We start from the raw sequence: 20939 nt of genomic DNA on the forward strand, positions 1-20939 counted from the left end.
TCACCACATAGGACATCGTCTTGGCGGGCGTCGCCGAACCACGGAGCGGGCGCCCCACGCCACATCGGGCCGCGCACCCGCGACCGAACCCAGGGCCATTGCCGCGTCGTCCATGTTCGAGGCGGGTGGAGGGCTCGGCACGCTCCTGATGAACTCACGTGCCAGTACACCCCGGAACCTGCACCGGGCCGTCCTGCCCATTTGCTGATGTCAGGAGCCGTCTCGAGCGATTGACGGTTTCGTCGTATGGCAGTCGGCGTCGTGGTCACGGACCGCGGAGACAGGTTGCCCGGTCCAGCGCTGGACGGCACGGCGCAGGCCGCCGGTGTCGGCATAGCCGACTCGGTCGGCGATGGAGCTGAGGGACAAGCCGGTTATGGAGAGCAGACGGAGTGTGTGTTCGCGGCGTAGTGCCTGGAGTTCTTGCGACCAGGTGGTCTGATGTTCCTCAAGGCGGCGTTGGAGTGTGCGGGTGCTGAGAGACATCTGCCGGCTCGCATCCTTGAGGGTGGGCATCTCGGAGTCCTGGGCGGCCCGGAGGGTAGCGCGGAATATGTCGAGCCAGTCGCGCAGCGGAACAGCTTCAGCGAGCTGCTGTTCTGCATGTCTTCGAAGAAGGGAGGACAGGCCGGGGGCGTGTGGCTGGGACGTAATGAGGTCCGCGGTCTTGAAGGTGATGGAGTTGACGGGGCTGGCGAAGTCGATGGCGTTAGTGCCGTAGAGGTGTATGAGGCCTTGGTGGGATCGGGGGGCTCGGGCAGCGAGGGAGACCTTGGTAGGTATGACGGCTCGGCGAGCGCTCTCGCTGATCCGAAGTTGGAACAGGCTCAGGGAGTAGGCCCGTATAGCGGATGCGACATCGTCGGTGAGGTCAGCCGCGTTGATGTGGCTGAGAGTGATGTGCTGCCCCTTTTCCTCGATACGGAGGGCCTCGGTGCCGGCGTCAGCCACCGTCGCGACGAAACGAGCTGCGTCGCGGAGTCCTTCCAGCGGTGTTGGCGCCTGGGTGATGAGGTAGTCCCAGAGCCCCAGGGTTCCGAGAGGGCTCTGGTAGGCCATGTGCATTGAGACCTCATGCCATGGGGCCTGCAGGGTCATGAGTTCCCAGATGCGAACATTGGTGGATGCCGGAGTGCGGTAGCGGTCGTTCGCCAGATACTGGGGGGCCATGCCGACCAGGTCGGCGTACTTGTCCGAGCTGACCCCAAGCCGTGTGGCAGCTGTGGCGTTCAGGCGGGTGAAGGCTGCCGCCACCGTGCCGGGAGACTGCGGGATATCCGTGGTGCCCAGGTGTTCCGGCTTGCCCTGGTGATGCAGGTCGTTTTGGCGTGTGAGGCCCTGTGTATGGCGCGCCAGGCACTTTGCGGGCTGAGGTGTTCGATCTAGCGTCATGTCTTGTCCTTAGTGGATGTGGCTGGAGAGGCAGTAGTTCTGTCTACTCCCCACCGAAGATCTGACAGCGACCTGCCGCGATGTCTCACAGTGCGCGGCAGCTTGAGAGGAGATCACCTTGAACGCTCGCTTTCGGAAGACCAAGAAGATGGCGATCCTTTCCACAGCCCTCCTGGGCCTGGCCATCCCCACGAACGCTCTGCTCACTGCCGCACCGGCTGCCGCTGTCTCTTGCAGCGGATGGGGATGGAGCAACCCCGACGCCGGCGACGGTTACATGACGAAGAGCGGCACCCATCTGAAGTCCGGCCCGTACTCGGCGTGCGCCAACCTGACGACTACGGTCCCCGCAGGCGCCCACCTGTACTACCACTGTTACGTAACCAACAGCTACGGCAACACCTGGACCCACGTCCGCGTCGATGGAACGAGCATCGAGGGCTGGACTTCGGACGACAACCTCAATAACCACGGTGCGACCAAACACTGTTGAGTCCGTGGCGATGCCGCTCGGGACTGTAAGTCGTTCGGTGCAACTCCCGATCATGGAGGATGCACCGATGACCAGTGAGCACGTGACCGAGGCCCAGGCAGTCGAGTCGTTGGAGCCGCTGCCGGTGAAGGCGGTGGACGACCGGCTGATCGATGAGCTGGCGTCCCAGGCCCAGGCAGCGTCTTCGCATGATCATCTCTAGCGGATCATGGCGTCGTGCTACGTCGTCATGAACTGTCGGATCTTGAGCGGGAGTTCGTCCGGGCGTTGCCGCCCAAGTCGTTGCGGGGGCGGAAGCGGCCGGACGACCGCAGGGTCCTGAACGGAATCGTGTGGAAGTTCCCCCTCTTCCGGGACAACTGACCATCGAGAGCCGGCAGCTCCGCGCAGAGCGTCGCCCGCCCTCGACGCCCCATCGATATACGCCACCCCGAGAGGGCCTGACCTGCCCAACAGGTCGCCTCACGCTCCATCAGAACGAGCGTCAAGATGCCTCGGAGGGCGTCATTTCAGCGTCAAGATATCGCCCGTAACGCCCACCGTGCACATAACGCACACCACCCAAACCCCCAGGCCAGACGGCCTTTGCGGCCGGTTCGAGGATGGCGACGCCCTCCACATGGTGCGTCATCGGAAAGACGTCGACTTCCGACGGCGGGTTCGAACTTGAGCCCTGCTCAGGCAGAGTCAGACTCACGCCTTGCGCTCATCCGCTCGGCGCCAGGCTTCCGCCCTGCCCTCACAGGCAGTCACTCAACGTGCCCTTGGAAGCGCCTCCGGTGGCATGACGTCCCGTGCCACCAGGCCCGCCGCAACGGCGCTTCCTGGGGAGAATCTGGGGAGTATCGACCACCCTGGGGAGCTCGTGGGGAGAATCGACCGCGTAACGCAGCACGACCCCGAAAGACGTTGAAAGATTTATCCGCGCAGTTCAGGGGTGGGTACAGCCGCATCGATCGGCCGGCGAGCCGGTCTCCCCGCTCCCCCAGCAGACCCTCGGTGGTGCCGCGCCCCTTGCCGGCGGCTTCCGGCATGAAGTGAGCATAGTAACCGAGGGTGATCGCCTGCGAGGAGTGTCCGAGCAACCGAGCCAGAGGTCACGACGGACTCTCCGGCTCCCACATGACCGAGGCGTAGGTGTGCCGCAGCGTGTGGAAACCCTCCTTCGGGACCGCCGCCCACTGCCCACTGCCGGCCCGTGCTTCCTCGTGCCGCTGGTCGGACGGAACGACGTCCGCCGGGATGGTCACCGAGCTGAAGCGGCCCCTGGGATGCACCATCTACTCGATCGGCGGGCCGACTGAAGAACCGTGGCGGTCCGGCTCCGCACGCACGGCGAACCCCCGGTTCTGCGGCCCGCTGCTGCTCCAGTCCAGGCGGAGGACAGCGAGGTCGTCCGAGTGCCGTCCGGCGTTCAGTTCATGGGTTTCCACAATGAGGAAGTCGACGTAGGCGGCCGGGTCCGCCAACGGCAGCTTCCCCATCAGGGCGAGCAGCCCCTCTACGCCCAGGCGCTCGCCCGTTGCCCCGTTGTGCCCTTCGGTGAGGCCGTCGGTATAGAGGGCCAGGGCTCCGGTGGGCGGGAGCGGAATAACGGTCGACGGCCAGCTGTGCGTTCCGGGCATGATGCCCAGCGCGATGCCGTGGGTGGCCGTCACTTCGTGGGTGCCATCGGCGGTGGTGAGGAGGGGGTTCGTGGTGGCCGGCGAGGTGGAGGGTCGCGGTGGCCGCTCCCAGGCCGAGGGTGAGGAGGGTGCAGGTGGCGAAGAGCTGCTGGTTATCGCGCTCGGCGATCAGGATGCGTTCCATCAGGTGCAGCAGACCCTCGCCCCGGTGCCCCCCGAGTATCAGGGAGCGCCAGGCGATCCGCAGGCAGACCCCGAGCGCAGCCGCGTCGGGGCCGTGGCCGCTGACGTCGCCCACGAGGGCGTGGAGCAGGCCGTCGTCTGCCTCCACCACGTCGAGGAAGTCCCCGCCGAGCAGGGCCATCGCCGTGCCGGGCAGGTAGCGGGAGGTCACTTCCACGGTGGATGTGTCGAGGAGTGGCTGGGGCAGCAGGCCGCGTTGCAGACGGGTGTTCTCCTCTGCCCGCAGCCGGGTGGCCTGGGCTTCGGCGCTCGCGCGTTCGGTCTGGCTCCGGTAGGCGGCGTAGCGAACGGTGCGGCGCAGCAGGTCCGCTTCGACCTTCCCCTTGACGAGGTAGTCCTGTGCTCCCGCAGCCATGGCGTCGGCACCCGCCTGGGCCTCGGACAGTCCGGTCAGGACGATGATCGCGGCGTGTGGGGCCAGGGCGCGGACGGCGGTGACCGCGTCGATGCCCGATACGTCGGGCAGGTACAGGTCGAGAAGAATGCAGTCGGTCACGGCGCCGGTCAGTTCGGCACGGGCCTGCGCCAGTGTGGTCCGGGTGGTCAGCTCGAACCGCAGTCCCGTGTCGTGCAGGAGCTCTTCGACGAGCAGTGCGTCACCCTGATCGTCTTCGATGAGGAGGATGCGGTAGGTCGGCTCGGTGGTATCCGCCGCTGCGGTGTGGGCCGGGGTGTGCCGTGTCGACCCTGATGGTGCCGCCGTGGAATTCCACGATCTTCTTGCACATCGCGAGGCCGATGCCGCTGCCGCTGTAGGTGTCTTTGGTATGCAGCCGCTGGAAGATCACGAAGACCTTGTCGGCGTACTCCTCGGCCATACCGATGCCGTTGTCGGTGACGGTGAACTGCCACAGTTCACCGTCGCGGGCAGCCGTGACGCGGATGTCCGGTGCCGCGTCGGGCCGGCGGAACTTGACGGCGTTGGCGATCAAGTTCTGCCAGAGCACGCCCATCTGGGTGGGGTCGGCGACCAGGGCAGGCAGTGGGTCGTGGGTGATCGTCGCTCCGGCCTCCTCGATGCTGACACTCAGCCCCGAGAGGACCTGCTCCAGCAAGGCGTCCAGCTCGATGCTCTCGTGGGCGTTGTGCACGCGTCCGACCCGTGAGAAGTCGAGCAGGTCATTGATGAGGACCTGCATGCGATTCGCCCCGTCGACTGCGAAGCCGATGTACTGGTCGGCTCGGGCGTCGAGCTGTTCTCCGTATCGCCGCTGAAGGAGCTGGGTGAAGCTGGAGACCTTGCGCAGCGGTTCCTGCAGGTCGTGCGAGGCGACGTACGCGAACTGCTCCAGCTCCGCGTTGGATCGCTGAAGGTCCGCGGCCTGTGCGTCGAGGCGGGAACGTGCCTCTTCGCTGTAGGCGAGTTCCCGTACGAGCCGTCGGCGCATGAAGTCGATCTCGCCGCTCAGGTGCCGCAGATCGGCCGGGCCCATCGGGTCGATGGGGTGGTCGAAATCGCCGCCGGCAATGGTGCGGGCGTCCCCGCCGAGCTGCTCCAAGGGCCTGTTGATGCCGCGGCGCAGCCCTTCGAAGACAAGGGCCATGAGGATGAGGATGAGCAGCGCGATGGCGCCGAACACCCAGTTCTGCAAGGTCGTCGTGGCCAACAGGTCGTCCCGGGCCCGGGCCCGGTCCGCGCGCAGCCGGTCCTGCTGGCTGTGCAATGCCGCACGGACCTTGTCGAAGGCCGCCTTGCCCTCCGCGGCCCGTTCAGCTGCCAGGGGCGAGGGGGAGCCGGCGGGCGCGGCCGCGAGCGGACGCGCGATGCGTTCCTGCTGCACAGCGGGAAGTCGCAGCCCCAGCGCACCCACACACTCGCGCAGTTCAAGGGCGGCGAGATCACCGTGCTGGTGGCCACCAATGTCGCGGCGCGAGGCATTCACATCGAGGCGCTCGACCTCGTCGTCAACGTCGACCCGCCTGCCGACGCAAAGGACTATCTGCACCGTGGCGGGCGTACGGCCCGCGCCGGGGAATCCGGGAACGTGGTCACGCTGGTCACCCCGGACCAGCGGCGGGACGTGAACCAGATCATGGCCGACGCCCGGATTCGGCCGACGGTCACCCAGGTGCGCTCCGGCGAGGAGAAGCTGACCGCCATCACCGGGGCGAAGCGCCCGCCGGTCGAAGGGAAGGGCAGCGGCAACGCCCCCTTCCGCGGCATGGGCACTCGGCCGGGCGGCCCCAAGGAGTCCCGCAGAACGGCCGACGCCCGCAAGGCGGCGGAAGCACGCGCGGCGGCCCGGGTACGCAGGGGCCGCTGACCCCGACGGTCTTACCGGAAGGGAGCCTGGCCCCGCCGAGGCCGCTCTGCCGCCCGGACACAGGCCGGCGTGAGTCGCCCTCCACCTGCCCGGTCAGCCGTTCGCGAGGGCTTTCAGCCGGTCGATGTTCCCGTTGAACCGGTTGTGGTCGCCGACCGCCGCCCCCTTGGAGGTGTACTGCCACATGGTCTGCAGCTTCCAGCCCGCGGGCAGGACTCCGACGGACGAACCGTAGTGCGGCACCCACAGCGGATTGGTCCTGGCGAAGCCGGAGTTGTTGCCTGTGCAGGACTTCCACCAGTTGGTGGAGGTGTACAGGACGACGTCCCGGCCGGTCTTCGCCTTGTAGGTCCGGGAGAAGTCCCTGACCCAGTTGACCATGGACTGGTGACTCAGCCCGTAGCAGGTGGCGCCGTACGGGTTGTACTCCAGGTCCAGAGCGCCGGGCAGGGTCTTGCCGTCCTTGGACCAGCCGCCCCCGTGAGCGAGGAAGTACTTCGCCTGGGTGGCACCGCTGGACGTGTTCGGGGTGGCGAAGTGGTAAGCGCCCCGGATGATGCCGGCTTTGTACGACCCGTTGTACTGCTGGGCGAAGTACGCGTTCCGGTAACTGGTGGACTCCGTCGCCTTGATATAGGCGTACCTCACACCGGACTTCCGCACCGCGGACCAGGCGACGTTGCGCTGATGGCTGCTGACGTCGACGCCCTCCGTGCCCCAGGTGGCGGGGAGTGCGACACCCGTCCTGCTCGTGCCCTCATGCCTGAGGATCTGGGAGCCGGCGGAGTCGTCCCCGGGGTGAGAGGGCTCGGGGACGCCGGGGGCGGCGACTGCGGTGCTGGACAGGGCGAGAGCAAGGGCAGGGATACCCACGGCCAGGGCGGCCAGGACAGTCGACATCCGGCGAGGTGTGCAGGCGGGCACAGACATGAGGCGCCTCCAAAGGTCAGGGCCCAGCCTGCGCGGAGCCCGGAGGGCGCGTCGTGAGGCGCGCGGAGCACACAGCTCATATCACCCGATATGACGTACGGCGGGGGCAGTCGAAGTCCGGGACGGCCGAGAGGCTACGCAGCGCAGAGGCAGCGGCTCAGCCCGGGAGAGGACGGCGACGCGCAATGATCCGGAATCCTGTTCGACCAAGGCATCACTCTGGATAGGGTGGCGCCTCCGGTGCAGAAGGGGACCTCCCCCCGAGCCCGCCCGTGGAGGCACACACTCATGAGACCGACCCGCGCCGCACTGTTCGTGGCCGTCACCGCCCTCACACCCGCCCTGCTCCTCGCAGCCCCGGCGTTCGCCGCCGCCCCGGCGGGCACGTCCGCCTCCGCGACAGTCGGGCCCGAAACCGGGCAGGACACGCCGGTGGACCAGATGACGGAAGCCGAACTGCGCGCCGCGATAGCCGACATCCTGGCCGTGAACAGCGGCAAGGGCGTCGTCCGCGAAGCCAACAAGGCTCTCGGCGGCACCGTGGACGACATGCGCACGTTCCTGAAAACCGGGTACCGGATGGCCCAGTTCGAGGACGACCAGGTCGCCATCTCCCACCTCCTCTACCTGGCCACGAACAACGGCGACAAGGCAGTCATCAAGGGATGCAACGACGCCCTCGACGCCGGCACCCCCGAAGCGGCACGCGCCTTCCTGGAAACCGGGTACCCGAAGGCCCAGTTCGAGGACGACCAAGTCGCCATCTCCCACCTCCTCTACCTGGCCACGAACAACGGCGACAAGGCAGTCATCAAGGGATGCAACGACGCTCTCAGCGTCGACACCCCGGAAGCAGTACGCGCCTTCCGGGAGACCGGCTACCGGCTCGCCCAGGCCGAGGACGACTCCGTCTACATCGTCCGCATGCTGACCGATGCGGACATCAGCCCCGCCATGCGTGCAGCCGTCAACAAGGTGCTCGACGACGGTTCTCCCGAGGCCCTGCGGTACTTCCGGGTGACCGGGCAGTACGAGGTGAACGGCTGAGGCCGGTCCTGCTCACAGGGGCCGGCGCGCCGTGCCCGCAGGTCCGGCATCTGTGCGTTCGCCGCCGCGCCCACGCCTATCCGGGGAACCGGCCGCAGAGCCAGTTCCCCGGATCGGCGGGATCATCGCTGATCCAGAACTGGCGCCACAGCAGCGTGAATTCATCGCGGCTGAGGTGACCGTCGCCGTTCAGGTCGAGCAGTTCGAAGACCCCCGTCATATCGACGGGCCGACCGTTCCAGGTCTCGACGAGACTGCGGTGCTCCTCCGGGGAGATGACGCCGTCGCCGTTGGCGTCCACGGCGTCGAAGATGGTGTCGGCCGTCGCCTCCACGTCCGCGACCATGGCGGGCAACTTGTCCACGAGTGCGAGGAGTTCACTCATGTCGATCACGCCGTCCCCATTGGCGTCACCGGTCTCCAGCAGCGCCGACCACCAGCCCATCAGCAGCGTCCCGACCCGCGCGCCGAGCTCGGTCCCGGGCCGGGCCGCGGGCAGTCGGTTCCAGCGGGCGACGAGCGCGCGGAAATCGTCCTCGCACAGAAAACCGTCGCCGTCCGCGTCGAACGCGGTGAACATCCCCCTGAGCTTGCGCTCCTGAAACGCACTGGCCACGAGCAGCCTCCCTCGACGCAGACGCGAACCACGCCACCGCCGGCAACCGCCGTACGGGACTGGCCGTGTGCAACTGTAGGCCGGGACACGCCCTCGTTCCCACGGGCACATATGCGCGAACGATCACCCCCAGTAGCCTGCCCCGATGCAACGCATCCTCGTGGCCGGTACCACCGGGGCCGGAAAGACCACACTCGCCCGCGCACTGAGCGAACGCCGCAGTGTGCCGTACCACGAGATGGACGCGCTGTACTTTGCCGGGCCCGGCTGGGCGGTGAACGAAACGTTCGCCGACGACGTGGCGCGCATCGCCGCCGCACCTGCCTGGATCTTCGACTCGTACGGCTACCCCAGGGTCCGCGACCTCTTGTGGCAGCGGGCGGACACCGTGGTTTGGCTGGACTGTCCGAGGCGGGTCGTCATGTCGCGGGTCCTGCGGCGGTCGCTGCGCAGGACCGTGCTGCGCGAGCGGGTGTTCGGCGGGAACCGGGAGACGCCGGCGGAGTGGTTCCACCGTGACCACCCCGCGTGGGGGGCGTGGTCCCAGCACGCGGCACGCCGGGAGGACATCCGCCGGCGCGCGGGCGGACCCCGTCCCGAGCCGCTGCACGTGATCCGGTTCGAGCGCCCCGCGCAGGCGGCGGCCTGGCTGCGGGCCCTCCGCCGCGACGGTTGATCAGACAGCGTCTTCCTGTGCGGCAGCGGCGCCGCAGCCGGGCCCGTTCAGGAGCCCGCGCCGGGCGCTACGGCGCCGAACGGGCTGTGTCCGAGCCGGGCCAGGAGGTCGGCGGGGTCGCGGTAGACGCTGCCGGCGCCGGCCCGCTCCAGGTCGGTCTGCGGGATGCCACCGCAGAGCAGGGCGACGGCGGGGACCCCGGCCCGCGAGGCGGCCTCCATGTCCCAGACCGTGTCACCGACGAACACGGCCTGCCGCGCGGGGACCCCGGCGAGCTCCAGTGCGTGCTCCACGGGCTCGGCGGCCGGTTTCCCCTCGGAAACGTCGTCCGCGCTCGCGGTGTCCGCGATGGCGTCGTCGGCGTCGATGGCGCGGCGCAGCGCCTGCAGTTCGGGCCCGCCCGCCGAGGTGGCCAGCACGATGCGCCACCCCTGTCCGGCGAGCGTCCGGAGCAGTTCACCCGCCGACTCGAATGCGGGCAGCCGCTCGAAGAAGGTGCCGAACAGTGTGGTGTGGGCGGCGCTGATCGCCCCGTCCCGGCCCTGGTCCCGCCCCTTGCCGAGCAGGTGCTCCAGCAGGTCACCGGAGCCAAGACCCACCGCCCGGTGGATGGCAGGCATCGGTACGGTGTGACCGGCCTGCCTCAGAGCCTCCCACCACGCCACCACATGCAGATGGTTGGTGTCGACGAGGGTGCCGTCCACGTCGAAGAGTGCTGCGCGCTCCATGTGAGTTCCTGCCCTCTGCGGTCCGCGGTCTGCGGTCTGCTCTCTGCGATCTGTGGTCTGCGGCCCGTGCTCCGGCGGAGTCAGCGCCCGACGGCCTTGCGCAGCTGCTGCTTGTTCATCGAGGAGCGGCCTTCGACGTTCTTCTTCTTCGCCTCTTCGTAGAGCTGGTCCTTCGTCGGCCCCTGCGCACCGCTGTGCGAGCGTTCGCCACCGCGCTGGGAGGCGGATTTCGGGTCACGGGTGGAGACCCTGCCGGGGGACTTGGCCTCCCCGGACCGCGCGCGTTCCTTGTTGACGGTGCGCGCGGCGATTTCCTCGGCCCGGCCCTTCGATGTGCCTCGTGCTTCGGCGCTGTCCCTGACGTGCTCGTACTGACGCTCGCGCTTCCGGCTGGATCCTGCGGGCATGACGTACTCCTCCGGGTGATGTCGGATCTGCCTCTGTCTCTGCGCCTGCCCCGATCCCGGCGCACCTCACACACTCCGGCCAGAAGCACGCCCCGGCAATCCGGGAGGCGCGGGCGCGACGCCCCCGGCGGAGCAGCCCGGTCGCGCACCGCGTACCCGGCCCGCCGTCGCGGCGGACGACGCGGTCAGGTGTCGGTGACCCAACTGCGCAGGGTGTCACTCGTGTACTGGATCTCCTCGGCGAGACGGGCCCCCTCGATGACCAGGACGCCGTACGGCTGCCGCGGATCGCCCAGGGGCAGATCGTCCGCCGACGCCGCCTCGGCCACCTCGCGGCCATGCTCCACCGCCTCCGCTGCCAGTCGGGTGAGGCGGCCCGACTGCTGGGGCAGGGTGGTCTCGTCAAGGGTGCTCAGTGCGAGCGCGGCTTCGGCGACCGCGTCCAGCAGACTCGCGTAACGGCGCAGGAAGCCCCGGTACTCGACGGGAGCCTCGGGCTCCTGCCACTGGTCGAGGCTCCTCGTGAGCGACGCCATCTGATGGAGCGTGCGCTCCAGGGCCGCCAGGACCGACTCGTACCCGTCGAACACGACGTGCCCCTGATGGCGCCGCAGCAGCCCGCGCGGGTTGAAGTACACGCTCTCCCGTGCGGTGTGCAGGCCCTCGCGCGCCTGAGTGATCATGCCGCCGGTGTCCGCGGCCCGCTGCCGCCACCGCGCTGTGGCCTCCCCGTCGGGCGCTCCTTCCCGCAGGACGGGCGGGATCTCGTGCGCCAGGCCGTGGAGGGCCCCGGCCAGCACCCGGATGCCGTGCTCGGCGCTGCGGTACCTCATCGGAGGGGCGACCAGCAGGTTCACCGCGGTTCCCACCGCGCAGCCGACCACCACGAGCAGCACGATCTCGGTCAGCCGGGTGACGCGCATCGTGCTGTCCGTGGCGCTGCTGTACGTCGCGAAGGCGAAGAACGCTGCCGTGGCGACCTGGGGGCCCTGGACGCCGAGAAGGGGCCAGCGGGCGATCGACAGTGCGATCACCGCGACGAGCACGAACGTCAGCAGATCCGGCCCCACGAGGAAGCCGAGGGCGGCCTGCACCGCCACGCCCGCGACCACGGCGCCCACGTAGCGCAGTGACTGCACCACGGACTGGTACACGGTGACGTGCATGATGACCACGGCGGAGAACGGAGCGAACGCGGGCGACTGCGCGTCGATGAGGTAGAAGGCGATCACCCAGGCCAGGGTCGCCGCCAGCGTGCTCTTGCCGATGAGCAGCAGACTGTGCCGTTCGGGGCTCTCCGCGCCTGGCGCGTGCCGGCGCTGCCAGAGCTGCCGCAGGCGCCCGAGTCGCCCGGCCTGTGCGGGCCGTGGGCTGCTGCTGTCGGTCACGTCGTTCCTTCCGCGGGCGGGCAGGCGGACACGACGCCGGTCTGGCGTGCATGCCGCAGGCCAGACGCAGGTACCCCTCCTCTGGGCGGTCAATCACGAGGGACCACGCGGCGAGGACCGGGCCGGAGGGGTGCCTCCGGTGTCACCCGGCCACCGCGGTCACGGTTTGAGGATGACCTTCGTCCAGCCGGCCACCCGGTCGTCGAACTTGCGATACGCCTCGGCCGCTTCGTCCAGCGGCAGTTCGTGGGAGACGATGAAGGACGGCTGGGCCTTGCCGTGGTGGATGAGCTGCCCCAGGTAGCGGTTGTACGCCTTGACGTTGGCCTGGCCGGTGGCGATCCGCTGGCCCTTGAACCAGAACTGCCCGAAGTCGAACGGCATCTTGCCCTGCTGCGCCAGCTCCGTCGGGCCGTCGTCGTCCTGGGGCAGGAAGACCCCGACCACACCGATGGCTCCGGTGGCCTTCACCGAGGCGACGAGATCGTTCATGGTCGACTCGGGCGTCTCGTTGCCCTGCGGGTCGTGTGCCTGGTAGCCGACGCACTCGCACCCCTTGTCGGCGCCTCCCCCGGTGAGCTCCTTGATCCGTTCGACGTGGTCGCCGTCGCTGTCGTCGATCGCGATGGCGCCCGCCTGCTCGGCCAGCCGCAGCCGGTCGGGGTGGCGGTCGACGACGAACACCTGGGCCGCTCCGCGCAGGTTCGCCGAGTACGCGGCCATCAGCCCGACGGGACCACCGCCGTAGACCACGACCGACTCCCCGGGCGACACGTCGGCGAGCTGCGTCGCGTGGTAGCCGGTCGGGAAGATGTCGGCCAGCATCACATAGTCGTTCTCCTTCTCCGCCGCGTCCTCGGGCAGCACGAGGCAGTTGAAGTCGCCCCAGGGGACGCGGAGGAATTCGGCCTGCCCGCCCGCGTACGTGCCCATGGCGGCGAAGCCGTACGCACCGCCGGGTGTGTCGGAGTCCACCGAGAGGCAGAACCCCGTCAGGCCGCGCTCGCAGTTGGCGCAGAATCCGCAGCCGATGTTGAACGGCAGACAGACCCGGTCACCGGTCTTGATCCGGTCGACACCGCTGCCGACCTCGACCACCACACCGAGGTTCTCGTGCCCGAGCACCCGGCCGGTCTCCATCGTGGTGCGGCCTTCGTACATGTGGAGGTCGGAACCACAGATGTTGGTGGATGTGACCTTGACCAGCACATCCGTCGGACGTTCGATCCGCGCGTCCGGCACCTCCCTGACCGCGACGTCCCGGGGGCCTTGGTAGACCAGCGCCTTCATGTCCGACTCACCGCTCTTCCTGTCGTACTGCTGCTTCCGTATGTGCCGGGGGCCGTGCCTCGTCCGGCGGGTCCGCGGCCGGAGGCGCGGCGGCCTCCTGGACACCGCCTGCCCCGGGGGCCGCCTCCATCACACCGTGCGGCGGGAACGGCGGCACTCCGTGTGGAGCAGACGGCGGAAGTGCCGCCTGCGCATCTGCGGCGGTCCGCCCGCTTTGCGACAATGCCGTACGGAGTCCGAAGCGCCGCCATTCGCTGAGGGAGGACGTCATGAGCGCCACGGCCACGCGCCGCGACACGGCCCGCGCACTGCTCGACACGCATGGACGGACCTACGCCGCGGAGGCCGGCATCCGGCTGCGGGACACTCCGCAGCCGCTCTACCAACTGCTCGTCCTCGCCTGTCTTCTCAGCGCCCGCATCCGGGCCTCCGTCGCCGTCGACGCGGCCCGTGAACTCTTCGCCGCCGATATGCGCACTCCCCGCAGAATGCAGGACGCCACCTGGCAGCAGCGGGTGGACGCACTGGGCGCGGGCCACTACAGGCGCTACGACGAGAGCACGTCCACCACCCTCGGCAAGGGCGCGGCGTTTGTCCGCGAGCGGTACGGCGGCGACCTGAGGCGTCTGCGCGAGGAGGCCGGCGGTGACCCGGGTCGCATGCGGGAGCTCCTCCGGGAGATGCCCGGGATCGGGCCCGCGGGCGCGTCCATCTTCCTGCGTGAGGTCCAGGGGATCTGGCCCGAACTTGAGCCGTACCTCGACGAGAAGGCCGCCCAGGGGGCGGCGCGCCTCGGGCTGCCGGTGAAACCCCGTGAACTGGCGAAGCTGGTCACCGCGGAGGAGCTCGCCGTCTTCGCCGCGGCCCTCGTGCGGGCCGCGCTCGACAAGTCGGTGGTGGCGGACGTGCAGGAGAGGACGGGCCCCGCCGGGCACAGGAACGGCGGCTGACCGCCGCTCCCCGCTGCCCCCGGGCGCGGCGGTTCCCTGCCGTCGTTCCTGTGCCCGCTCCCGTTCATGCCGTCGTCCGTGCACGCTCCCGTTCATGCCGTCGTCCGTGCACGCTCCCGTACGACGTCCGTCGCTTCCTTGTCCTTCCGGAGCCCCAGGAAGCGCGGATGGCGCAGCATTCCGTCACGGGTCCACTCGGTGAAGCCGATCTCCGCCACGAGGACCGGCTCGACCCAGTGGGCGCCCCGGACCCGCACTGGCGGGCTGAAGGGCGAGGCGTCGGTCTCCAGCGCGCCGAGCCCGCCGCGCAGCCGGGTGAGGGTCGTGTCGTCGAACCCGGTGCCGACCTTCCCCGCGTAGACGAGGCGGCCGTTGTCGTAGTGGCCGAGGAGCAGCGCCCCGAATCCGGTGCGCGCGCCGGCGGGTTCCGTGAAGCCGCCGATGACCAGCTCCTGACCGTTCGCGCACTTGAGTTTGAGCCAGTCCGGGGAGCGGCGGCGATGGTAGCGGCCGTCGGCGCGCTTGGCGATGAGTCCCTCCCAGCCGCGCGCGCAGGCCTCGTCGAGCTGCTGCCGGCCGCCCTCGTTGCGGTGGGGCGTGAAGCGTACGGGCGGGCGGAAGCCGAGCGCGCGTCGCAGCAGGGACTTGCGGGTGCGCAGCGGGAGCCTGGTCAGGTCGACCCCGTCCAGCCGGAGCAGATCGAAGACGTAGTAGGTGACGGCCACCCCGCTGGCCCGTGCGCGGCGCGGGTCGGTGAGCTGCATGCGCTGCTGGAGGCGGGAGAAGTCGGTGCGGCCGTGGTCGAAGGCGACGATCTCGCCGTCGAGGGTGAAGCCGTCGCTCGGCTGCTCCGCGAGCGCCTCGGCGATCTCCGGGTAACTCCCCTGCACCGTACGGCCGGTGCGGGAGATCAGGCGTACGCGATCGGCGTCGCGGGTCGCCAGGGCCCGCATCCCGTCGAGCTTGCGCTCGAAGAGCCAGCCGGGGCCGAAGTCGCGCCGGTCGGTGAGGACGGCACGCATGGGGTCGGCCGCCGAATCGGCCGCGGCCGGGGCCACGGCCAGCAGCCGCTGCTGTGCCTCGGGCAGAGCGCGGAGCAGGTCATGCATCCCTCGCCCTCCGGTTCCTCCGGTGGAAGGGGTGCGTCTCCCGGCACCCGGCCGGCTCGCTCCTGCCGCTGTCACTCACGCCTGCTGCCTCCTGGGGGACGGCTGCCCGGCCCCCTGCTCCACTCTCGTGCCTGCGGGCCCCGCCCGCATGTGCGCCCTCCCGCGGAGCGGCGGTGGCGGGCAGCGGACTCGTACCCGGATGCCTTGCGCGGCGCGCTGGGCGGCGGGATCCGTGAGGTCATGGGAAGGACGCCGGTCCAGCCCGGGCGGGACCGGGGCAGACACTGGAGGAGAGCACGATGGCAGCCTGCGAGGTATGCGGTAACGACTACGACATAGGCTTCGAGGTCCGTGCGGCCGACGCGGTCCACACCTTCGACAGCTTCGAGTGCGCGACCCACAGACTGGCCCCCGTCTGCGACGCCTGCGGGAGCCGTGTCCTCGGCCAGGGGCACAGGTCAGGCGGCAGGTTCTACTGCTGCGCCGACTGCGTCCCCGCCCGGCGGCGGCGGACCGCTCGTACCGGCAACGGCTGAGCTCACCCGGGCGGGGGCCGGACGGCGCTCACCCGGGCTGGCCGCTGTCCTTGAGGCTCCCCCAACCGTGCCAGCGGTCGATCTCGATCCAGGCGGTGACCCGGCCGCGGTCGCGCTGCGGGTACGGCTTCCCGAGGTAGCGCTGGGCCAGCCGGTCGATGTCGGCCAGGTCCCGGTCCTCACGGATCTCGGCGACGTGGCCGATGATGCTGAGGTGCGTGTACCAGTTGCCGTCGTCGAGCACGGTGAGCGTCACCCGCGGGTCGTTGCGTACATGGGTCAGCCGTTTACGGCCCTCGTCCATGTTGACCAGCACACGGCCGTCGTCCCAGAGGTACCAGGTGGCCGTGGACACGGGCTGGCCGTCCGACCTCAGCGTCGTGATGACGGCCGGATTGGCCTTCTCCAGCAGGGCGACTGCGGATTCGGGGAGCGGCGGCTTGGACATGGAGTACACACCTCACTGCGCGGGGCCTGGGGTCATTTCCATGGTCGTGCCCGGGAGGCCGCTCCGCCAGCGCTGACCCGGCGGACCGCCGAGGTCTCCAGCGGGCCCGCACACCGGTTCCGCGCGTTCACCACTGCGTCACCATCTCCACCGTGATCGCGTCCATGGTCTCGGCGGCCACCTTGTTCACCTCCGACGCGGTGGCTCCGCGGAGGACGATCTGGCCGATCCGGCCCATGTTGTCGTGCGGGGAGCCCACTTCGTCCCCCGGCATCTTCGACATCGAGGTCGCGACGACGTGCTCCCCGCCCGGGAGCGCGCTCGTCCAGCGGAGGACACCGGCCTCCGGCGCGGTGAGGAACCGGATGGCCGCTGCCGTGTCGCGCAGCGGTGCGACGTCGGGGCGGCGGCCCAGCACCGTCTGCAGGAAGGCGCGTGCCTCGTCGATGCCGAGAGCCTCCCTGACCAGCCGCATGATGTGATCGCCCGGCGGCCGTGCACCCACCTCGATGATCTTGCAGGCGCCGGTGGAGCCGACTTTGGCCTCGGTGTGCGCGACGCCGTTGCGCAGTCCCAGCGCCCTGATCGCGGCGGTGGCCGCCTCGTACAGGGCGGCGCTGACGGCGGGGGTGGTCTCCGCGGGCACGGTGTGACCCAGTTCGGCCCGGCTCGTGCCCCGGGTGGTGAACTTCTCGGTGATCGCCAGATGGTGGATCGTGCCGCCCGAGATGACGGACTCGACGCTGAACTCGTCGCCGTCCACGTGCTCCTGGGCCAGCAGCGTGATGTCGAGGGCCAGACCGTGCGAGGACTTGTGGGTCTGCGCCTGGGCCAGCCGGGCGGCCCCGGGGAGTTCCGCGGCGGAGTGCACGACCGAGACGCCGATGGAGGCCGCGTTCTCGGCGGGCTTGACGACGAGGGGGTAGCCGAGGCCGCTCTCCGCCACGCGCCGGGCCAGTTCGCCGGGGTCCTGGGCCACCACGGTGCGCGGAGCGGGGACACCGTGCGCGTCGAACACCTCGGCCATGAGCCGCTTGTTGCGGCAGGCTTCGGCGCGTTCCGGCCGGTGTCCGGGCAGGCCCAGCCGGTCCGCGAGGCGGGTGGCCAGCGGGGAGAGGAACTCCCAGCAGGCCACGATGCCGTCGATCCCCGTTTCCCGGCAGAAGCGCTCCAGGTCGTCGAGTGCGGTCTCCGGATCGGCGAAGTCGGTGAAGACCGTACCGCTGATCCTCTCCTTCAACTCGGGCCGGTAGGAGCGGAACACGTCCTCATGGGTGGCCACATGGGCCTCGACACCGAGCTCCGCGGCCGCGGTCAGCAGGTCTTCGCCCGCGGACACGTCGGCCTCGATCAGCAGCACCTTCTGCACGGTGGGATTCCCTTCGGTGAGGTGAGGTGAGGTGGGGTGAGAGGGGCCCAGGTCGCGGCCCGCCCGGTCGGGCCGCGACGGTGCGGCCGGCGGCGTTCCGGGGCCCGGGAGCGGAGCTCACTGCACCGTTCTGCGCCGCAGGACCGGCGCCAGGGCGAGCTGGCCCGCCGCCGCGAGGAGGCACAGACACGCACCGGTCAGCCAGAGCATCGTGGAGCCCGCGAGCAGCAGCCGGGTGCCGGCGACCGGCGCCAGCAGGAAGCCGGTACCCCAGGCCATGCCGATCAACCCGTTGTAACGGCCCCGGAGATGGGGTGGGGCCAGATCGGCGACGACGGTCGAGGTCATCGCGAAGACCAGGATCTCGCCGCCCGTCCATACGGTGATGGCCAGCCCGTACACGAGTGTCGTGGAGGCGAACGCCATCACGGTCGTGCCGGCGGCTGCGACGCAGAAGCCGGCGGCGAGCACCCGGCTCTTGTCGAAGGCCCCGAGCCGGTGGCCGATCAGGGGCTGCGCGGCGATGACCACCAGGCCGTTGACCGCCATGACGGTGCCGTACGCGGTACTGGACAGGCCTTCGCCCCGCATCGCCAGGGGCAGCGTGGCGAAGGCCTGCTGGAAGACGGTCGCGTAGACGACGACGATGCCGGCGAACGCCAGCATCGCGCGGTCGCGCACCGGGGCGAGGAAGCCGCCGGAGCCCTGCTCCCCGGCGGGCGGCTGGGTCTCGGGGACGGCGAGCCAGACCAGCACCGCGAAGACCGAGCAGGCTCCGGCGTCCAGCCAAAAGATCAGCTGGTAGCCGTGGGACGCGAGGTAGCCGCCCAGCATCATCGCCATCGAGAACCCGAGGTTGACCGACCAGAGCAGCAGACCGAAGGCGCGGGTCCGGTCGGCGCGAGGGACGGTGTCAGCGACGAGGGCCTGGGCGGCGGGCCGGAAGAAGTCGATGGTGATGCCGAGTACGAAGCAGGCAGGGACGAGCACCGTGAGGCTCCGGGCGTGTCCGAGTGTCAGGAGGGTGGCGCCGTTGGCCAGCATGCCGCCGCTCAGCGCCACCCGGCGGCCGAACCGGTCGGCGACGAACCCGCCGAGCGGCTGCGATATGACGGACCCCAGGCCGACCGTGGCGAGGATGAGCCCGGTGGCGCCGATCGATACTCCGCGTACCCCCGTCAGATAGAGGCTCAGGAACGGACTGACCATGGAGCCGAGCCGGTTGACCAGGGTCCCGCCCCAGAGCACCCAGAACGCGCCGGGCAGCCCGCCCGCGCCCACCCGCACCAGGGCGCGCAGCCGGCCCTGCGGCTGTCCGGCCGGGCGGGGGGCGGGTGTGTCGGTTCTGCTCACGTCTCTCTCCTACGGGGCCTGCCAGGCCTGGGGTGAGTGCCGGGGGCCGCCGGCCCGCGGCGGTACGGGCGGCCGGCGGGTCCCGTCGGGGACTGCGGTGCGGGGCGGCCGGTGTACATGGCACGCCGGCCGTGCGGAGTCAGTGGCCGCACCCGCGCAGCACGGCCGGGGCCGCGCGCACCTGTTCCGGCGATGGCGGGCAGATGTCCTCGGCGGGGGCAGCGGACCCGGTCGGCCGCGACGCGTCCCGGGGCCCCGGTCCGGCACCCGCACCTGCTGCCAGCGCCCTGCGGTCGATCTTGCCGTTGGCCGTCGTGGGCAGCGTGTCCACCAGCCGGATCTCCTGCGGGACCATGTAAGGGGGCAGGGACCGGGCCAGGAAGTCCCGCAGCGCGCCCGCGTCACTCCCGCCGGGCTCTCCGGCCGGGACGCCCGGTCCGCCGGCGGAGGGTTGCTGTCCGGCGGCCACGACGGCGAACGCCGTCAGCCGCTGCTGCGCGCCGCCGGGCTCCGGGAGCACCGTCACGGCGGCGGCGGTGACGGCCGGGTGCGTCTGCAACTGCTCTTCCACCTCGCCCAGTTCGACCCGGTTGCCATTGATCTGCACCTGGGAGTCGGCGCGGCCGCAGAAGTAGAACTCGCCTTCCTTGCCCCGTACGCCCAGATCGCCGGTGCGCAGGACCTGCTGGCCGGAGTGCGGGGACAGCGGATCGGGCACCAGCGCCGCCCGGGTGGCCTCCGGATCGTCCCAGTACCCCGTGAAGAGCGCGGGGCTGCGCAGATGGAGTTCGCCCAGCACACCGGGCTCCTCCACGATCCCGCCGTCGTCACCGACGAGGAGCAGTTCGGCCCCGGGATGCGCGATCCCGATGGAGAGCCGTTCCGCCGTCGCGGGCAGGGGGCGCGGCACCGGCTCGAACGAGCAGGCCATCGATTCGGTGCTGCCGTAGCAGTTGGTGAACTCCGCCTGCGGCAGCAGCTCCTGGAGCCTGCTGAGTTCGGCCGGCGGGAAGACCTCGCCGCAGAACAGGACGCGGCGCAGGTCAGGGAGCGCGGCCAGCCGCCCGGACTCGTGACGCAGCGACTGGCGCCAGATCGACGGCACGCCGTTGACCTGCGTCGCCCCGGTCTCCCTGAGCACCCGCAGGAAGTGGCGCGGCCAGCGCACCAGCCGCGGCGGTACGGGAACCACGGATGCGCCGCTGCCCAGCGCCAGGCCGATATTGAGCAGCGAGAAGTCGAACTGGAGCGGGGAGGTGCTGGCGATCCGGTCGTCTGGCGTGGCCAGACGGTGGGCCAGCATCCCGCGGTAGAACGCGACCACGGCCCGGTGACTCATCACCACGCCCTTGGGCCGGCCCGTGGTGCCCGAGGTGAAGATGATGTAGGCGGGATCGGTGACACAGGGGGTCCCGCGGCGAGGGGTGCGCCGGACCGGGGCCCGGCCCACGGTCAGTCCCGCCGGTCCGAACCTGGCGGTCCCGACGCTGTGGGGGATGTCCGTCCGCTCACCTTCCGTTGTCCGGAGGTGGAGCGCCGGCCGGGCGGTCCCGATGATGGACAGCAGCCGCGGGGCCGGCATTTCAGGACTGACCGGAATGAAGGTGAGACCCGCCCGCGAGCAGGCGAGGAACATCGCGATGGAGGAGGCCGTCGTCTCGGCCTCCAGGATCACCCGGGCGCCCGTCTCGATGCCGAGCTCCCTCAGCGCCGCGGTGCAGGTGTCCACCAGGGAGCCGAGTTCACCGTAGGTGGTCACGGTGGTCTGCCCGGCCCGCGCGGACTCGACGACGGCCGGCCGGTCAGGCGTCCGCCCCACCGCGCCGAGCAGGAAGTCGTGCAGGAACTCCCCGGCAGGACCGGCCTGGAGATGCTGTTGCGTCACGTTGATGACACCCCTCGTCTGGTGCGGGAACGGCGGCCCGGGGCGGCCCTGCGGGACCGGCGGCTCCGCGTCGTCCGGCAGGCGCCGGGAGCCGGGGCTGCACCGCGGGAACCCGGCCGACGGATACCGTCGCGCTCTTCTCGTATCTACTGTCCGCTTATTCCATATAGCGGAAATTGACTTCCGAAGG

21 protein-coding genes and 2 pseudogenes are annotated in these 20939 nt (G+C 70.2%); 8 read left to right on the plus strand and 15 right to left on the minus strand.

Features of this window, described 5'->3' with window-relative positions; genetic code table 11:
- Nucleotides 1–210: 210 nt before the first annotated feature.
- On the minus strand, nt 211–1392 hold the full coding sequence (locus tag OG917_RS04915; protein ID WP_328316290.1) for a helix-turn-helix domain-containing protein: 1182 nt from the start codon (nt 1390–1392) through the stop codon (nt 211–213).
- Nucleotides 1393–1510: 118 nt separating this feature from the next.
- Between OG917_RS04915 and OG917_RS04920 the strand changes: the two genes are divergently transcribed.
- From OG917_RS04920 to OG917_RS04930, 3 genes are all read left to right on the plus strand, one after another.
- Nucleotides 1511–1885, plus strand: coding sequence for an SH3 domain-containing protein (locus tag OG917_RS04920; protein WP_328316291.1), 375 nt, complete (start codon nt 1511–1513; stop codon nt 1883–1885).
- A gap of 67 nt (nt 1886–1952) precedes the next feature.
- Nucleotides 1953–2087 carry a hypothetical protein gene (locus OG917_RS04925; protein ID WP_328316292.1) on the plus strand — a complete coding sequence of 45 codons (135 nt, stop codon included), beginning with the start codon at nt 1953–1955 and terminating at the stop codon, nt 2085–2087.
- Between the two features lie 14 nt (nt 2088–2101).
- Nucleotides 2102–2248, plus strand: coding sequence for a hypothetical protein (locus OG917_RS04930; RefSeq protein ID WP_328316293.1), 147 nt, complete (start codon nt 2102–2104; stop codon nt 2246–2248).
- Between the two features lie 734 nt (nt 2249–2982).
- Here the strand turns inward: OG917_RS04930 and OG917_RS04935 are convergent.
- From OG917_RS04935 to OG917_RS04945, 3 genes and pseudogenes are all read right to left on the minus strand, one after another.
- Nucleotides 2983–3165 (minus strand): hypothetical protein, encoded by a 183-nt coding sequence (locus tag OG917_RS04935; protein WP_328316294.1) that lies wholly within the window; start codon nt 3163–3165, stop codon nt 2983–2985.
- Nucleotides 3166–4378: pseudogene (locus OG917_RS04940) on the minus strand (PP2C family protein-serine/threonine phosphatase).
- Nucleotides 4350–5576 (minus strand): sensor histidine kinase, encoded by a 1227-nt coding sequence (locus OG917_RS04945; RefSeq protein WP_328321662.1) that lies wholly within the window; start codon nt 5574–5576, stop codon nt 4350–4352. The pseudogene OG917_RS04940 and the gene OG917_RS04945 overlap by 29 nt, the downstream one beginning before the upstream one ends.
- Here OG917_RS04945 and OG917_RS04950 point away from each other — a divergent pair.
- Nucleotides 5529–6017 (plus strand): annotated as a pseudogene (locus OG917_RS04950) (helicase-related protein); the annotation flags it as partial. The gene OG917_RS04945 and the pseudogene OG917_RS04950 overlap by 48 nt on opposite strands.
- Before the next feature lie 93 nt (nt 6018–6110).
- Here OG917_RS04950 and OG917_RS04955 read toward each other — a convergent pair.
- On the minus strand, nt 6111–6917 hold the full coding sequence (locus OG917_RS04955; RefSeq protein WP_328316295.1) for a lysozyme: 807 nt from the start codon (nt 6915–6917) through the stop codon (nt 6111–6113).
- Between the two features lie 318 nt (nt 6918–7235).
- Between OG917_RS04955 and OG917_RS04960 the strand changes: the two genes are divergently transcribed.
- Nucleotides 7236–7994, plus strand: a complete 759-nt coding sequence (locus tag OG917_RS04960; protein ID WP_328316296.1) for an ALF repeat-containing protein — start codon at nt 7236–7238, stop codon at nt 7992–7994.
- A gap of 76 nt (nt 7995–8070) precedes the next feature.
- On the opposite strand, the gene OG917_RS04965 is transcribed toward OG917_RS04960, so the two are convergent.
- Entirely contained in the window at nt 8071–8610 is a 540-nt protein-coding gene (locus tag OG917_RS04965) for an EF-hand domain-containing protein (RefSeq protein WP_328316297.1), read from the minus strand.
- Between the two features lie 145 nt (nt 8611–8755).
- On the opposite strand from OG917_RS04965, the gene OG917_RS04970 reads away from it, so the two are divergent.
- Nucleotides 8756–9286 (plus strand): adenylate kinase, encoded by a 531-nt coding sequence (locus tag OG917_RS04970; RefSeq protein WP_328316298.1) that lies wholly within the window; start codon nt 8756–8758, stop codon nt 9284–9286.
- A gap of 47 nt (nt 9287–9333) precedes the next feature.
- On the opposite strand, the gene OG917_RS04975 is transcribed toward OG917_RS04970, so the two are convergent.
- The 4 genes from OG917_RS04975 to OG917_RS04990 all read right to left on the minus strand — a co-directional run bounded on the left by OG917_RS04975 (nt 9334) and on the right by OG917_RS04990 (nt 13099).
- Nucleotides 9334–10014 carry an HAD family hydrolase gene (locus OG917_RS04975; RefSeq protein WP_328316299.1) on the minus strand — a complete coding sequence of 227 codons (681 nt, stop codon included), beginning with the start codon at nt 10012–10014 and terminating at the stop codon, nt 9334–9336.
- Nucleotides 10015–10094: 80 nt separating this feature from the next.
- Complete coding sequence (locus OG917_RS04980) at nt 10095–10421, minus strand: plasmid stabilization protein (protein WP_328316300.1); 327 nt, start codon at nt 10419–10421, stop codon at nt 10095–10097.
- Nucleotides 10422–10606: 185 nt separating this feature from the next.
- Nucleotides 10607–11809 (minus strand): aromatic acid exporter family protein, encoded by a 1203-nt coding sequence (locus tag OG917_RS04985; RefSeq protein ID WP_328316301.1) that lies wholly within the window; start codon nt 11807–11809, stop codon nt 10607–10609.
- A 159-nt stretch (nt 11810–11968) separates the two neighbouring features.
- Nucleotides 11969–13099, minus strand: a complete 1131-nt coding sequence (locus OG917_RS04990; RefSeq protein ID WP_328316302.1) for a glutathione-independent formaldehyde dehydrogenase — start codon at nt 13097–13099, stop codon at nt 11969–11971.
- 269 nt (nt 13100–13368) lie between these two features.
- Here OG917_RS04990 and OG917_RS04995 point away from each other — a divergent pair, with 269 nt between their 5' ends.
- Nucleotides 13369–14049, plus strand: a complete 681-nt coding sequence (locus tag OG917_RS04995; RefSeq protein WP_328316303.1) for an endonuclease — start codon at nt 13369–13371, stop codon at nt 14047–14049.
- A gap of 92 nt (nt 14050–14141) precedes the next feature.
- Here the strand turns inward: OG917_RS04995 and ligD are convergent, their stop codons facing one another.
- Nucleotides 14142–15158 carry a non-homologous end-joining DNA ligase gene (gene ligD, locus OG917_RS05000; protein WP_328316304.1) on the minus strand — a complete coding sequence of 339 codons (1017 nt, stop codon included), beginning with the start codon at nt 15156–15158 and terminating at the stop codon, nt 14142–14144.
- A gap of 299 nt (nt 15159–15457) precedes the next feature.
- Here ligD and OG917_RS05005 point away from each other — a divergent pair, with 299 nt between their 5' ends.
- A complete protein-coding gene (locus OG917_RS05005; protein WP_328316306.1) occupies nt 15458–15694 on the plus strand; it encodes a hypothetical protein in 237 nt (78 codons plus the stop codon).
- Between the two features lie 28 nt (nt 15695–15722).
- Here the strand turns inward: OG917_RS05005 and OG917_RS05010 are convergent, their stop codons facing one another.
- The 4 genes from OG917_RS05010 to OG917_RS05025 form a co-directional block, all read right to left on the minus strand.
- Nucleotides 15723–16142: a PPOX class F420-dependent oxidoreductase gene (locus OG917_RS05010; RefSeq protein ID WP_328316307.1), complete on the minus strand. Its 420-nt coding sequence runs from the start codon at nt 16140–16142 to the stop codon at nt 15723–15725.
- Nucleotides 16143–16269: 127 nt separating this feature from the next.
- Nucleotides 16270–17511 (minus strand): ATP-grasp domain-containing protein, encoded by a 1242-nt coding sequence (locus tag OG917_RS05015; RefSeq protein WP_328316308.1) that lies wholly within the window; start codon nt 17509–17511, stop codon nt 16270–16272.
- Nucleotides 17512–17628: 117 nt separating this feature from the next.
- Nucleotides 17629–18864 (minus strand): MDR family MFS transporter, encoded by a 1236-nt coding sequence (locus OG917_RS05020; RefSeq protein ID WP_328316309.1) that lies wholly within the window; start codon nt 18862–18864, stop codon nt 17629–17631.
- A 139-nt stretch (nt 18865–19003) separates the two neighbouring features.
- Nucleotides 19004–20749, minus strand: coding sequence for an AMP-binding protein (locus OG917_RS05025; RefSeq protein ID WP_328316310.1), 1746 nt, complete (start codon nt 20747–20749; stop codon nt 19004–19006).
- Nucleotides 20750–20939 lie beyond the last annotated feature (190 nt).

Source organism: Streptomyces sp. NBC_00388 (assembly GCF_036061255.1).
Lineage (GTDB): Bacteria > Actinomycetota > Actinomycetes > Streptomycetales > Streptomycetaceae > Streptomyces.